Genomic DNA, 12675 nt, shown 5'->3' on the forward strand with positions numbered 1-12675 from the left:
AAGGAGAAAAGCAATGCCTACCCCTACCAAGGGCGCGCGGCTCGGCGGTAGCCCCGCTCACGAGCGTCTGATCCTCGCGAACCTGTCGACCTCGCTCTTCGAGCACGGCCGCATCACGACCACCGAGACCAAGGCCAAGCGCCTGCGTCCGCTGGCCGAGCGCCTGATCACGTTCGCGAAGAAGGGCGACCTGTCCGCCCGCCGCCGTGTCCTCACCGTCGTGCGCGACAAGGGCGTGGTGCACACGCTCTTCACCGAGATCGCCCCGGCCATGGCCGAGCGCAACGGTGGCTACACGCGCATCACCAAGATCGGCACCCGCAAGGGCGACAACGCTCCGATGGCGGTCATCGAGCTCATCACCGAGCCCGTGAGCCCCAAGCAGGCCGTCGTCAAGGAGGCCACCAAGGCCACCGAGAAGGCCGCGCCGGTCGAGGACGCCAAGGTCGAGGACGCCCCGGTCGAGGAGACCCCCGCCGAGGACGCCACCGACGCCCCGGCCGAGGACGCCGCCACCGAGGACACCGCTGAGGAGAAGAAGGAGGCCTGAGCCTCCCGCCTCCTGCGGGTTCCCTGCACCACGCCGGGCCGCACCTTCCGTACGGAGGGTGCGGCCCGGCGTCGTCGTGCGTGGGAGGGGCGCGGTGGTCCCCGCCGACCCAGTCATTGTGCCCACCCCAGCCCGTGAATCTGGGCACGATGGCTGGGTGGGCGGGGGTGGGCGCGGGGTCAGGACGGGGGGAGGTCCCAGGCACGCGCTCCGCCGACCAGGGCCGCCGAGTTGGGCACGATGACGACGTCGTCGCCCAGGCGGGCCAGCGCGGACGGCGTGATGCACCGCGAGTTGCCACCCCCGATGTAGAGCCGGTCCCAGTGGAACACCGGCCGCAGGCCGTCGACGACGGTGACGACCCGTCGTGACCAGAGCCCGTCACCGAGCCTGCGACGCTCGGGCTCGCCGATGTACTGGTCGTAGGTGAGGCTCCGGCGCACCGGGGCGTGCGACCACTCCAGGTGCGGGGCGATGCGGCCGCCGTGGAACATGGCGGTCCCCAGGCCCGTCCCGAGCGTGATCACCAGCTCCAGGCCCGACGCGGCGACGACGCCCGCGCCGTGCACCTCGGCGTCGTTCAGCACGAGCGCGGGCAGCCCCAGCCGCCGGGCCACGGCGGCACGCATGTCGAAGTTGTGCCACGCCTCCGCCAACGCCGGCACGACGCGCGACCGCGGTCCGGACCGGGTGATGTAGTGCGGCGTGTGCACGACGACGCCGCTGCGGATCATGCCCGGCATGCCGACCGTCACGCGGGCGGCCTCGGGCAGGTCCGTGGCGATCTTCGCGATCGTGTCGACGAGGAGCTCCGGCGGGAGGGGATAGGGCGTCGGCACGCGGACCGGCGTCGCGTGCGCGGTGCCCGACGCGTCCAGGACCGCTGCCTTGATCCCGCCGCCTCCGCAGTCCACGGCGAGCGTGAGGGTGTCTGCCATGACGTCACTGTACGAGCCCCGGCACCCCGCGCCGCGCGGAGGTCGCCGCGGGAATCGGGGAGGATGGGGCCGTGAACGAGCTCATCAGGGTGCGCCTCGACCTGGCCTACGACGGCACCCGCTTCGCGGGCTGGGCCCGCCAGCCGGACCTGCGCACCGTGCAGGGCACGCTGGAGGCCGGCCTGGCCCAGGTGCTGCGTAGCGAGCAGCGCGGTCTGCCCGCGCCTCGGCTGACCGTCGCGGGGCGCACCGACTCCGGCGTGCACGCACGGGGCCAGGTGGCGCACGTCGACGTCGACCCCGAGGGCTGGGCCGCGCTGCCCGGCCGGTCCGACCGCTCGCCCGGGGAGTCCCTCGTGACGCGGCTCGGTGGCGTGCTGCCCGGGGACCTCGTCGTGCGCCGGGCGGCGCCCGCGCCCGAGGGGTTCGACGCGCGGTTCTCCGCGCTGCGCCGGCGCTACACGTACCGCATCGCCGACGCGCCCGGGCTGCGCGACCCGCTGCGCCGCGACCACGTGCTGTGGACCCGCAAGGCGCTCGACGTCGCCGCGATGGACGCGGCGGTGCGCCCCCTGGTCGGGCTGCGGGACTTCGCGGCCTACTGCAAGCCGCGCCCGGGGGCGACGACCATCCGCGAGCTGCAGCGCATCGCCTGGGAACGCCCGGCCGACGGGCCCGACGCCGGGCTGGCGGTCGCGCACGTGGTGGCCGACGCGTTCTGCCACAACATGGTGCGGGCGCTGGTCGGTGCGTCGATCGCAGTAGGGGAGGGGCGGCGCCCCGCGGGCTGGCCCGCCGAGCTCCTCGCGAGCAGACGGCGGGACGCCGGGGTCTTCGTCGTGCCGCCCGAGGGGCTGTGCCTGGAGGAGATCACGTTCCCGCCCGACGCCGAGCTCGCCGCCCGGGCCGACGCCGTGCGGGCCAAGCGCATGGACGAGGAGGTCTGGGACGAGCCGCGCCGGCCCCGCCGAAGTAGAACTGCAGCGAGATAGAACTCTGGCGTACCCCCTGACCAGGGGGTACGCCAGAGTTCTATCTCGCTGCAGTTCTACTTCGGCGGGAGGGTTATGGTTCCTCGACCCAGTGGACCGCGGCCTCCTCGGCGCTCGCACCCGCGCCGTCGATGCCGGCGTCCGTGCCGTACAGGTCGTTCTCGCGGGTGCCGTCCTCGGCCGCGTAGCTGCCCGGGTCGGCGTCGGGGTCGGAGATCAGGCGGCCCGCGCGGGACGTGTCGGTGCGCTCGAGCGGGTCGGCCTGCCAGACGTCCGGCTCCTCCTCGCTGAGGCGCTGGTCCATGGGCTCGCGGTTGCGCTCCTCCCACGAGGTCTCGCCCCAGTGGTTCGAGCGGGGCCGGTCCGGCGGGGAGTAGCCCTCGTCGAGGTGGTCCTTCGGACCGCGGCTGTACAGGGTGTCCTCGGCCGGGAGCTGGTCGGTGTCGCCCTCGGCGATCCCGCCCGGCTCCGGCATGGTGGCTGGGGTTTCCTCGGTCATGGTCCTACGGTGGCACCAGTTCCCCGCGGACGCCACAGTGCCGCCGTCCCGGTGGCGACGTGGTGAACGTCATGGTCCCCTGGCGCGTGCGCGGGCCCTCTCGCTTTGACCCCCGGGGAGAGCGCTGGGTATCCTATTGAGTCGTTGTGCTCTGTCACGGTGTTCCTGCGTCTGCACCGCGCCCACTCGCGTGCCGACGTCCGGCCCGGACGCCAACCTGACTCCCGCGCACAACGACCTGACTCATCGGGCGCCGCTTCTCGCCCGACGACACCGCAAACGAAAAGGTTACGAACCGTGCGTACGTACACCCCCAAGCCCGGCGACGTCCAGCGCGACTGGTACGTCGTCGACGCGACCGACGTCGTCCTGGGCCGCCTGGCCAGCCAGGTCGCCAATCTGCTGCGCGGGAAGCACAAGCCGACCTTCGCCCCGCACGTCGACGGCGGTGACTTCGTCATCGTCATCAACGCGGAGAAGGTCGCGCTGAGCGGCAACAAGCGTCAGACCAAGCTGGCGTACCGCCACTCGGGCTACCCGGGTGGCCTCACGGCCACCCCGTACGGCGAGCTGCTGGACACCAAGCCGGAGCGCGCCATCGAGAAGGCAGTGCGCGGCATGATCCCCAAGACCTCGCTCGGTCGGACTCAGCTGACCCACCTGAAGGTCTACGCAGGCCCTGAGCACCCGCACACGGCGCAGCAGGCCAAGCCGTTCGAGATCACCCAGGTTTCGCAGCAGGCCTGAGGCCGCTGCCGGATCGCAACGCGAAGGACGCGAGGACACCACAGTGGCTGAGACCACCGTCGACATCGAGCAGGGCGCCGAGACGCCCAGCACCTACACCACCGAGACGGCTGCGCCCGCAACGCGCGGCTCGTCCATCACCGCCCCGGCCCAGGCCCTCGGGCGCCGCAAGGAGGCCGTGGCGCGCGTGCGCCTGGTCCCCGGCACCGGCACCTGGAAGATCAACGGCCGCACCCTCGAGGACTACTTCCCGAACAAGGTGCACCAGCAGCTGGTCAACTCCCCGCTGACGCTGGTCGAGGTCGAGGGCCGCTTCGACGTCATCGCCCGCATCACGGGTGGTGGCACGTCGGGCCAGGCCGGCGCCCTGCGCCTGGGCATCGCCCGCGCGCTGAACGCCATCGACGCCGAGGCCAACCGCCCCGAGCTCAAGAAGGCCGGCTTCCTGCGCCGCGACGACCGCAAGGTCGAGCGCAAGAAGGCCGGTCTCAAGAAGGCCCGCAAGGCTCCGCAGTACAGCAAGCGCTGATCGCAGCGCCTGCTCGGACGGCCCCGGGGAACAGTGTCGACACTGTTTCCCCGGGGCCATCCGCATTTCTGCACGCACTGAACGCCCACTACGGTGGGACGCGGACGATCTGAGGAGAAGCGGTATGGGCAGGCTGTTCGGCACCGACGGGGTTCGGGGTCTCGCCAACAAGGACATCACGGCGGAGCTGGCGCTGGAGCTGGGCGTCGCCGCAGCGCGGGTGCTGACCGCGCAGGGCGAGCTGCTGGGCCCGCGGCCCCGGGCCGTCGTCGGGCGGGACACCCGGGCGTCGGGCGAGTTCCTCGCGGGCGCCGTCGCGGCGGGGCTGGCGTCGGCGGGTGTGGACGTGGTGATGCTCAACGTGCTGCCCACGCCCGCGCTGGCCTACCTCGTGACGGAGCTGGAGGCCGACCTCGGGGTCATGGTCTCCGCCTCGCACAACCCGATGCCCGACAACGGCATCAAGTTCTTCGCGCGCGGCGGGCTCAAGCTCGACGACGCGGTCGAGGACGCGATCCAGGCCACGCTCGGCGAGGAGTGGGAGCGGCCCACGGGCGCCGACGTCGGGCGGATCCGCACCGACGGCCAGGCCGCCGCGGAGCGCTACGTACGGCACCTCACCGACAGCGTCGGCACCACCCCGGACCGCCGTCCGCTCGAAGGGCTGCGCATCGCGCTGGACTGCGCCAACGGCGCGGCCAGCGAGGTGGGCCCCGAGGCGCTGCGCGCGGCGGGCGCCGACGTCGTGGTGATGAACGCCAGCCCCGACGGCCGGAACATCAACGAGAAGTGCGGCTCCACCCACCCGGAGCAGCTCCAGGCCGTCGTCGTGGCGTCCGAGGCGGACTTCGGCGTCGCGTTCGACGGCGACGCCGACCGGTGCCTCGCCGTCGACCACACGGGAGCCATCGTCGACGGCGACCAGATCCTCGGGATCCTGGCCACCGCGCTCAAGGAGGAGGGTCGCCTGCCCGGTGACACCCTGGTGGTCACCGTGATGAGCAACCTCGGCCTGATCCTCGCCATGCGGGAGCGGGGGATCACCACGGTGCAGACCGCCGTGGGCGACCGGTACGTGCTCGAGGAGATGCGAGCCCAGGGGTACAGCCTGGGCGGCGAGCAGTCGGGGCACATCATCCTGGCCGACCACGCGACGACGGGCGACGGCGTGCTCTCCGCGCTGCACCTCGCCGCGCGGGTCAAGGCCTCGGGCAAGCGCCTGGCCGACCTCGCGGGTGAGATCGAGCGGCTGCCGCAGACGCTCGTCAACGTGCGCGGCGTGGACAAGTCGCGGGCCGGTACCGACGAGGGCGTGCAGGAGGCCGTGGCCGGCGCGACGGCGCTGCTGGGCGACACGGGCCGGGTGCTGCTGCGGCAGTCCGGCACGGAGCCACTGGTGCGGGTCATGGTCGAGGCGCCGTCGCAGGACGAGGCGGACAAGGTGGCCGAGGACCTGGCCGCCGTGGTGCGGGAGCGGCTGGCTCTCTAGGCCCAGCCGTGAACACCGCGTGAAACCTTGGGAAGCGGGGTTCTTCCAGGGGGACCCCTGATGCCGTTCAGGGGTCCCCCGTGCGTAGGCTGGCCGCAGGCACTAAGAGGTGCCGTCCCGCACCCGGGTAGTGCCCGGCCGAGACTTCAGAGGTCCCGTGCTCGAACTCATCTCAACGATCCTGAGCGCCACCGAGGCATGGATCCTCGCGATGGCGGCCTCGCCGTGGATCTACCCGGCCATGTTCGCGTTCGCGACCATCGACGGCTTCTTCCCGCCGCTGCCCAGCGAGTCCGTGGTGATCACGCTGACGGTCTCGGCGCACACGACAGGGACGCCGTGGATGTGGCTGGTGCTCCTGACGGCGGCCGCGGGCGCCTGGGTGGGTGACCAGATCGCCTACCAGATCGGCCTCATGATCGGCACCGACCGGGTGCCCTTCCTGCGCGGCCCGCGCGGACGGCGCGCCGTGGCCTGGGCGGAGCGGGCCCTGACCCGTCGCGGTGCCTCGTTCATCCTGGCGGCGCGCTACGTGCCGATCGGCCGGGTGGCCGTGAACATGACGGCGGGCGCCCTCGGCTATCCGCGGCGGCGGTTCATGGTGATCGCCGCGATCGCCGCGGTCATGTGGGCGCTGTACTCCGCGGGGATCGGACTGGTCGCGGCGCAGTGGCTGGGTCACGAGCCGCTGCTCGCCATCGTCATCGGCGTGGTGCTCGGCGTCGCGATGGGCTTCCTGGTCGACAAGGTGGTCGGTTGGTTCTCGCACCGGGAGGTCGTGCTGGAGCCCGGCGCGGCCGGACCGGGTCCCCTCGACCCGGGTCCCGTCGACCCGGAGCCCACGGGCCCGGGACCCGTCGACCCGGACTCCGCCGCGCCGGACCCTACTGAGGCGGACCCGGTGAAGGTGCCCGTACCGCCGTCCGCCGCCTGAGCCTCACGGGTACGTACAGGCGGTCTCAGAGCTTGCGGAGCCGGACCCGCTGCACCGCGTGGTCGGAGCCCTTGGTGAGCACGAGCGTGGCGCGGCCCCGCGTGGGCAGGATGTTCTTCTCGAGGTTCGGCGCGTTGATCGACTCCCAGATCGACAGCGCCTTGGCGGTGGCCTCCTGGTCGGACAGCGAGGCGTACCGCCGGAAGTAGGAGTCCGGCTTGGTGAACGCCGTGCGCCGCAGCTCCAGGAACCGGTCCACGTACCACTGCCGGATGTTCCGGGTGCGGGCGTCGACGTAGATCGAGAAGTCGAAGAAGTCGCTCACCGCCACGGTGGACTCGTCCACGGCGCTGGGCCGCGCCGGCTGGAGCACGTTGAGGCCCTCGACGATCAGCACGTCCGGCTTGCGCACCACGACCTCCTCGCCCGGGACGATGTCGTAGATGGTGTGCGAGTACACCGGGGCACGGACCTCGTCCTGGCCCGCCTTGATGCGCGACAGGAAGCGGATCAGGGCCCGCCGGTCGTACGACTCCGGGAAGCCCTTGCGCTCCATGAGGCCGCGGCGGGCCAGCTCCGCGTTCGGGTAGAGGAAGCCGTCGGTCGTGATGAGCTCGACGCGCGGGGTCTCGGGCCAGCGGGCGAGCATCTCGCGCAGCACGCGCGCCGTCGTCGACTTGCCGACGGCCACCGAGCCCGCCACCCCGATGACGTACGGCGTGCGGGGCGGCTCCTCGTGCAGGAAGGTCGACGTCGCGTCGTGCAGGCCCCCGGTGGCCTGCACGTACAGGTTGAGCAGGCGCGACAGGGGGCGGTAGATCGCGTCGACCTCGGCGAGGTCGATCGGGTCACCGAGCCCGCGCAGGCGCTCGACGTCGTCGTCGGTCAGCGGCAGCGGGGTGGACGCCGACAGGCGGCTCCACGCCGCCCGGTCGAGGTCCACGTAGGGTGAGGACGGAGCGAGGGCGAGCAGGTGCTCGCTGAGGTCCGTCGACGAGAACTGGGAAACCACCTGCAGCATTGTGCCGCACGCCGGCGCGGGGATCGCCACGGGCCACGGGTCGCCGGCCTGTGAGCGCGGTCATGGGGGCGGTGCCGGGCGGTCGATAGACTCGCGCTCATGTGTGGGATCGTCGGTTACACCGGAACAGCAGCCGCCGCGGCAGGCGGCGCCCTCGCGCCGTCGGGCACGCCTCTCGACGTCGCGATCGAGGGCCTGCGGCGCCTCGAGTACCGCGGCTACGACTCGGCCGGTGTGGCGCTCGTCGCGCCCGGCCTGGACGGCGTCGCCTGGGCCAAGAAGTCGGGCAAGCTCGCCAACCTGATCGAGGTGCTCGACCAGGACCCGTTGCCCGCCGCGACGGCGGCGATCGGGCACACCCGCTGGGCCACGCACGGTGGACCCACCGACGCGAACGCCCACCCGCACCTGGCCGACGGCGACCGCCTCGCCGTGATCCACAACGGCATCATCGAGAACTTCAGCGGACTGCGCGCCGAGTTGCTGGCCGACGGCGTCGTGTTCCGCTCCGAGACCGACACCGAGGTGGCCGCCCATCTCGTGGCCAAGGCCTACCGCGAGACCAAGGACCTCACGGCCGCCATGACCGCCGCGGCCCGCCGCCTGGAGGGCACCTTCACGCTGCTGGCCGTGCACGCCGACGCGCCCGACACGGTGGTCGGGGCCCGGCACGACTCCCCGCTCGTGGTGGGGCTGGGCGAGGGCGAGAACTTCCTGGGCTCCGACGTGGCCGCGTTCATCGCGCACACCAAGGAGGCGCTGGAGCTCGGCCAGGACCAGGTGGTGACCATCACGCCCGCGTCGGTGACCGTGACCGACTTCGACGGCAGGCCCGCCGAGGCCAAGCGCTACACCGTGGACTGGGACGCCGCGGCCGCCGAGAAGGGCGGCTTCGACTCCTTCATGGACAAGGAGATCCACGACCAGCCGCAGGCCGTCGCCGACACGCTGCTGGGCCGCACGGACGCCGCGGGCGCGCTGGTGCTGGACGACCTGCGCATCGACGAGTCCGTGCTGCGCGCCGTGAACAAGATCATCGTGGTCGCGTGCGGCACCGCTGCCTACTCCGGGCACGTGGCGAAGTACGCGATCGAGCACTGGTGCCGCATCCCCGTCGAGGTCGAGCTGGCGCACGAGTTCCGCTACCGCGACCCGATCGTCGACGAGCGCACGCTCGTGGTGGCCGTGACGCAGTCCGGCGAGACCATGGACACCCTGATGGCCGTGCGGCACGCGCGCGAGCAGGGCGCCAAGGTCATCTCGATCGTCAACACCCACGGCTCCACCATCCCGCGCGAGTCCGACGCCGTGCTGTACACGCACGCGGGCCCCGAGATCGCCGTCGCCTCGACCAAGGCCTTCCTGGCGCAGATCACCGCCGCCTACGTGCTCGGCCTCTACCTGGCGCAGCTGCGCGGCAACAAGTTCCCCGACGAGATCGGCGCGCTGCTCGACGAGCTGCGGGCCATGCCGCGCAAGATCCAGACGGTCATCGAGCGCGGGGAGTACGTGCGCGCGACGGCGCGGTCGATGGAGAAGTCCGACAAGGTGCTGTTCCTCGGCCGGCACGTCGGGTTCCCCGTGGCGCTGGAGGGTGCGCTCAAGCTCAAGGAGCTCGCGTACATCCACGCCGAGGGCTTCGCGGCCGGCGAGCTCAAGCACGGCCCGATCGCGCTGATCGACGAGGGCCAGCCGGTGTTCGTCGTGGTGCCCTCCCCGCGCGGACGGGACTCGCTGCACTCGAAGGTGGTCTCCAACATCCAGGAGATCCGGGCGCGCGGGGCGCGCACCCTGGTCATCGCCGAGGACGGCGACGACGAGGTGCGGAAGTACGCCGACGAGATCTTCTGGATCCCGCAGGCGCCCACGCTGCTCCAGCCGCTGCTGGCCGTGGTGCCGCTGCAGATCTTCGCGATGGCGCTCGCCACCGCGAAGGGTCTGGACGTGGACCAGCCGCGCAACCTCGCGAAGTCCGTCACCGTCGAGTGAGCCCGTCGGCCTGGCTGTGGCACCCTCGTCGGCGTGGAACTTGAGCAGCTCTCCGACGAGGTCGAGGTCATCAGCCGGGTCTACGCGCGCGTGCACGGCGTCGAACGCACCGACGACTGGCTCGTGCTGAAGCTCCAGGAGGAGATCGGCGAGCTGACGCAGGCGTTCCTGACCCTGTCCGGGCGCTCGCGGGACCGGGGGCTCACCGAGGACGAGATGCGCACGGCCTTCCGCGGTGAGGTCGCGGACGCCCTGGCGCAGCTGCTGCTCGTGGCCCGGCGGTTCGACGTGGACCTCGGCGAGGAGCTGGAGCGCAAGTGGTTCCGCTGGCGGCACCTCGTACGGCCGGAGGACACCGCGGGGATCCGGGATGTCGGTGGCTCCGTCTAGTCTCGGGTCCGACGAGAGGGGCGGTATGCCGTACGTGGAGGTCGACGGGGTCACGGTGCACTACGTGGAGGAGGGCCCGCCGCGGGGCGCCGGCGTGCCGACGGCGGTGCTGGTCCATGGGTTCCCGGTGGACCACCGTCTGATGGTGGGAGCGTTCGAGCCGGTGTTCGGCGCCCGCGCGACCGGCTGGCGCCGGGTCTACGTGGACCTGCCCGGCATGGGGCGCACCGCGGCGGGTGACGTCGCGGGGACGGACGACGTGTTCCGGGTGCTGCGCGGCGCGGTCCGCGAGCTGGTACCCGAGGGGCCGTACGCGGTGGTCGGGCAGTCCTACGGCGGGTACCTGGCGCGCGGGCTGGCCGCGGCCGACCCCGGCCGGGTCGCGGGCCTGGCCGTGCTCGTGACGGTCGTCGACCCGGTGCACGAGCGCCGGGACGTCCCGGCGCACCGCGTGCTGGTGCGGGAGCCCGCCCTCACCGAACAGGTGGGGACGGCCGTGCTCGACGCGGAGGACGTGCTCGTGGTGCAGACGGGCACCACCTGGGAGCGGACCCGCCAGGAGGTCCATCCGGGGGAGGCCGCGGCCGACCCGGAGGCCGTCGCCCGGATCGCGGCGGACTACGCGGGCACGTTCGCGGTCGAGGCGCAGCCGTTCGAGAACCCGGCGTTGGTGCTGGTCGGCCGGCAGGACTCCGTGACGGGGTACCGCGACGCCTGGGGCCTCCTGGAGCACTACCCGCACGCCACCTACGCCGTGCTGGACCGTGCCGGTCACGCCCTGCACCTCGAGCAGCCAGACCTCTTCGGGGCCCTGGTCGAGGAGTGGCTGGACCGCGTCGAGGGGGCGCTCGCGGAGTGACGGCGCAGGTGCGTCGCCCTCAGCTCGCCGTCGCGACGAAGACCAGGAGGGTGATGATCGCGGCGATCACGACGCCGAAGACGACGACCATGACCACGGGGAAGGGGAGCTTGTCGTCGTCCTCCGGCATGGCAACCTCCGCGGCGTGAACAGGAATCTCGGCATGAAAAGTGGCGCGCTGCGCAGTGCAGGCGCCACCTTTACCTCTGCATTACGCGCATATGGTGCCGCAAAACGGTCATGTCACGCAAGGCCGTCGCTGTGGTGCGCCCGGCCTAGGCTGGGCCCATGATCATCGGGACGGGCATCGATGTGGTCGACGTGAACCGGTTCATGGAGACCCTCGACCGCACGCCCCGGCTGCGCGAGAAGCTGTTCACCGAGGTCGAGCGGGAGCTGCCGGCCGCGTCGCTGGCCGCGCGGTTCGCCGCCAAGGAGGCCATCGCCAAGTCGCTCGGCGCGCCGGGGAACCTGCGCTGGCACGACGTCACGGTGCACCGCACCGTGGGGGGCCCGCCCCGGATCGACGCCACCGGCACCGTCGCCGCCCGCGCCGCCGAGCTCGGCGTGCGCACCTGGCACATCACGATCTCGCACGACGCGGGCATCGCGTCGGCGATGGTGATCGCGGAGGGGTGATCGCGCAGGGGTGATCGCGGGGCAGCGAGCGCGCCGGGCGGGAGCGCACGGTCCCGCCCGGCGGCGCCGTCACTGCAGGTGCGGGATGACCTGCTTCTCGAACAGCTCGATGCCGCTCTGGTCGTAGGCCGCCTCGAGGAAGTACGTGATCGCGTACCCCAGGCCCAGGTCGCGCATGCCCTGCAGCCGCTCGACGAGCTGCTCGGGCGTGCCGACGAGGAGACCGCCGCGCCAGGTGGCGATCTCCCGCTCGGCCTGGTCGGGCGTCGTCGCGCGCAGGTGTGCCTCGACCCACGCCATCCGCTCGGCGACGTCGGCCTCGGTCTCGCCGATCACCACGTTGTAGTTGGCCGAGCGGGTGATCTCGCCGAAGTCGCGCCCCAGGTCCTTGCAGTGCCCCTCCAGCACGCCCGACTTGTGGGCGAAGCCCTCCGGCGTCCCGACGAAGTTGGTGTACTGGGCGTGCCGCGCGGCGATGCGCAGCGTCTTCTGCTCGCCGCCGCCGGCGATCCACAGCGGGATCGAGGGCACCTCGGCGCCGCCGTCGCCGACCGGCAGCTGCTGCAGCGGCTGCGGGTAGCACAGCGCGCCGTCGACCTGGTAGCGCGTGCCCTCGAACGTGCCCGAGGATCCGGTGCGCCACATGTTCGCCATGATCTGCACGCCCTCGTCGAGCGCGCGCAGGCGCTCGCCCGCGCTCGGGAAGCCGTACCCGTACGCCCGCCACTCGTGCTCGTACCAGCCCGCACCGATGCCCATCTCGATGCGGCCGCCCGAGATCGTGTCGATCGTGGAGGCGACCTTGGCCAGGTACGTCGGCTCGCGGTACGCCATGCAGGTGCACATCTGGCCCAGCCGGATGCGCTGCGTCGCGGCCGCGAACGCCGCCATGAGCGACCAGGCCTCGTGCGTGGCCTCGGTCGACGGCACGGGTGTGGTGTGGAAGTGGTCGTACACCCAGGCCGACTCCCAGGCGAACTCGCCGCCCGGGACGGCCTCGCCCGCGGCCTGGTTCTCGGCGCGGTGGACGAGGGACAGCATGGTGGCCCACTGGTCGGCGGGCGCGACGCCGACGAGGTCGTGGCGCCAGCCCTGCGGG

Annotated in this window: 14 protein-coding genes; 10 read left to right on the plus strand and 4 right to left on the minus strand. The window is 72.4% G+C overall.

Going from position 1 to position 12675, the window contains the following annotated elements:
• Positions 1 to 13: 13 nt before the first annotated feature.
• On the plus strand, positions 14 to 550 hold the full coding sequence (rplQ, locus tag APR03_RS10820; protein ID WP_253835567.1) for a 50S ribosomal protein L17: 537 nt from the start codon (positions 14 to 16) through the stop codon (positions 548 to 550).
• 179 nt (positions 551 to 729) lie between these two features.
• Here rplQ and APR03_RS10825 read toward each other — a convergent pair whose 3' ends face one another.
• On the minus strand, positions 730 to 1488 hold the full coding sequence (locus tag APR03_RS10825; RefSeq protein WP_253835568.1) for an ROK family protein: 759 nt from the start codon (positions 1486 to 1488) through the stop codon (positions 730 to 732).
• A gap of 71 nt (positions 1489 to 1559) precedes the next feature.
• Here APR03_RS10825 and APR03_RS10830 point away from each other — a divergent pair, with 71 nt between their 5' ends.
• The gene (locus APR03_RS10830) at positions 1560 to 2480 is read left to right on the plus strand and encodes a tRNA pseudouridine synthase A (RefSeq protein WP_253835570.1); all 921 of its coding nucleotides are present in this window, start codon (positions 1560 to 1562) and stop codon (positions 2478 to 2480) included.
• Positions 2481 to 2553: 73 nt separating this feature from the next.
• Here APR03_RS10830 and APR03_RS10835 read toward each other — a convergent pair whose 3' ends face one another.
• Positions 2554 to 2979: a DUF5709 domain-containing protein gene (locus APR03_RS10835; protein ID WP_253835572.1), complete on the minus strand. Its 426-nt coding sequence runs from the start codon at positions 2977 to 2979 to the stop codon at positions 2554 to 2556.
• A 297-nt stretch (positions 2980 to 3276) separates the two neighbouring features.
• Here APR03_RS10835 and rplM point away from each other — a divergent pair, with 297 nt between their 5' ends.
• The 4 genes from rplM (at position 3277) to APR03_RS10855 (ending at position 6678) form a co-directional block, all read left to right on the plus strand.
• Positions 3277 to 3726, plus strand: a complete 450-nt coding sequence (rplM, locus tag APR03_RS10840; RefSeq protein WP_253835573.1) for a 50S ribosomal protein L13 — start codon at positions 3277 to 3279, stop codon at positions 3724 to 3726.
• 43 nt (positions 3727 to 3769) lie between these two features.
• Positions 3770 to 4255 carry a 30S ribosomal protein S9 gene (gene rpsI, locus APR03_RS10845; RefSeq protein WP_253835575.1) on the plus strand — a complete coding sequence of 162 codons (486 nt, stop codon included), beginning with the start codon at positions 3770 to 3772 and terminating at the stop codon, positions 4253 to 4255.
• A 124-nt stretch (positions 4256 to 4379) separates the two neighbouring features.
• On the plus strand, positions 4380 to 5744 hold the full coding sequence (gene glmM / locus APR03_RS10850; protein WP_253835576.1) for a phosphoglucosamine mutase: 1365 nt from the start codon (positions 4380 to 4382) through the stop codon (positions 5742 to 5744).
• A gap of 157 nt (positions 5745 to 5901) precedes the next feature.
• Entirely contained in the window at positions 5902 to 6678 is a 777-nt protein-coding gene (locus APR03_RS10855) for a DedA family protein (RefSeq protein WP_253835577.1), read from the plus strand.
• 25 nt (positions 6679 to 6703) lie between these two features.
• Here the strand turns inward: APR03_RS10855 and coaA are convergent, their stop codons facing one another.
• Positions 6704 to 7699, minus strand: coding sequence for a type I pantothenate kinase (coaA, locus tag APR03_RS10860; protein WP_253835578.1), 996 nt, complete (start codon positions 7697 to 7699; stop codon positions 6704 to 6706).
• A 99-nt stretch (positions 7700 to 7798) separates the two neighbouring features.
• Here coaA and glmS point away from each other — a divergent pair, with 99 nt between their 5' ends.
• From glmS to APR03_RS10880, 4 genes are all read left to right on the plus strand, one after another.
• Positions 7799 to 9688: a glutamine--fructose-6-phosphate transaminase (isomerizing) gene (gene glmS / locus APR03_RS10865; protein WP_253835579.1), complete on the plus strand. Its 1890-nt coding sequence runs from the start codon at positions 7799 to 7801 to the stop codon at positions 9686 to 9688.
• A gap of 33 nt (positions 9689 to 9721) precedes the next feature.
• Positions 9722 to 10078, plus strand: a complete 357-nt coding sequence (locus APR03_RS10870; RefSeq protein ID WP_253835580.1) for a nucleoside triphosphate pyrophosphohydrolase family protein — start codon at positions 9722 to 9724, stop codon at positions 10076 to 10078.
• Positions 10079 to 10103: 25 nt separating this feature from the next.
• On the plus strand, positions 10104 to 10937 hold the full coding sequence (locus tag APR03_RS10875) for an alpha/beta fold hydrolase (protein ID WP_253835581.1): 834 nt from the start codon (positions 10104 to 10106) through the stop codon (positions 10935 to 10937).
• Between the two features lie 288 nt (positions 10938 to 11225).
• On the plus strand, positions 11226 to 11576 hold the full coding sequence (locus APR03_RS10880; RefSeq protein WP_253835582.1) for a holo-ACP synthase: 351 nt from the start codon (positions 11226 to 11228) through the stop codon (positions 11574 to 11576).
• Between the two features lie 69 nt (positions 11577 to 11645).
• Here APR03_RS10880 and APR03_RS10885 read toward each other — a convergent pair whose 3' ends face one another.
• Complete coding sequence (locus tag APR03_RS10885) at positions 11646 to 12617, minus strand: TIGR03560 family F420-dependent LLM class oxidoreductase (RefSeq protein WP_253835585.1); 972 nt, start codon at positions 12615 to 12617, stop codon at positions 11646 to 11648.
• Positions 12618 to 12675: the final 58 nt, after the last annotated feature.

Source organism: Promicromonospora thailandica (genome assembly GCF_024171955.1).
Taxonomy (GTDB): domain Bacteria; phylum Actinomycetota; class Actinomycetes; order Actinomycetales; family Cellulomonadaceae; genus Promicromonospora; species Promicromonospora thailandica.

Bases quoted from the DNA above. Each gene is read 5' to 3' on its own strand.
- rplQ (WP_253835567.1), top strand. From the start codon at position 14: ATGCCTACCCCTACCAAGGGCGCGCGGCTCGGCGGTAGCCCCGCTCAC.
- APR03_RS10825 (WP_253835568.1), bottom strand. From the start codon at position 1,488: ATGGCAGACACCCTCACGCTCGCCGTGGACTGCGGAGGCGGCGGGATC.
- APR03_RS10835 (WP_253835572.1), bottom strand. From the start codon at position 2,979: ATGACCGAGGAAACCCCAGCCACCATGCCGGAGCCGGGCGGGATCGCC.
- glmM (WP_253835576.1), top strand. From the start codon at position 4,380: ATGGGCAGGCTGTTCGGCACCGACGGGGTTCGGGGTCTCGCCAACAAG.
- coaA (WP_253835578.1), bottom strand. From the start codon at position 7,699: ATGCTGCAGGTGGTTTCCCAGTTCTCGTCGACGGACCTCAGCGAGCAC.
- glmS (WP_253835579.1), top strand. From the start codon at position 7,799: ATGTGTGGGATCGTCGGTTACACCGGAACAGCAGCCGCCGCGGCAGGC.
- APR03_RS10875 (WP_253835581.1), top strand. From the start codon at position 10,104: ATGCCGTACGTGGAGGTCGACGGGGTCACGGTGCACTACGTGGAGGAG.
- APR03_RS10880 (WP_253835582.1), top strand. From the start codon at position 11,226: ATGATCATCGGGACGGGCATCGATGTGGTCGACGTGAACCGGTTCATG.
- APR03_RS10885 (WP_253835585.1), bottom strand. From the start codon at position 12,617: ATGCTGTCCCTCGTCCACCGCGCCGAGAACCAGGCCGCGGGCGAGGCC.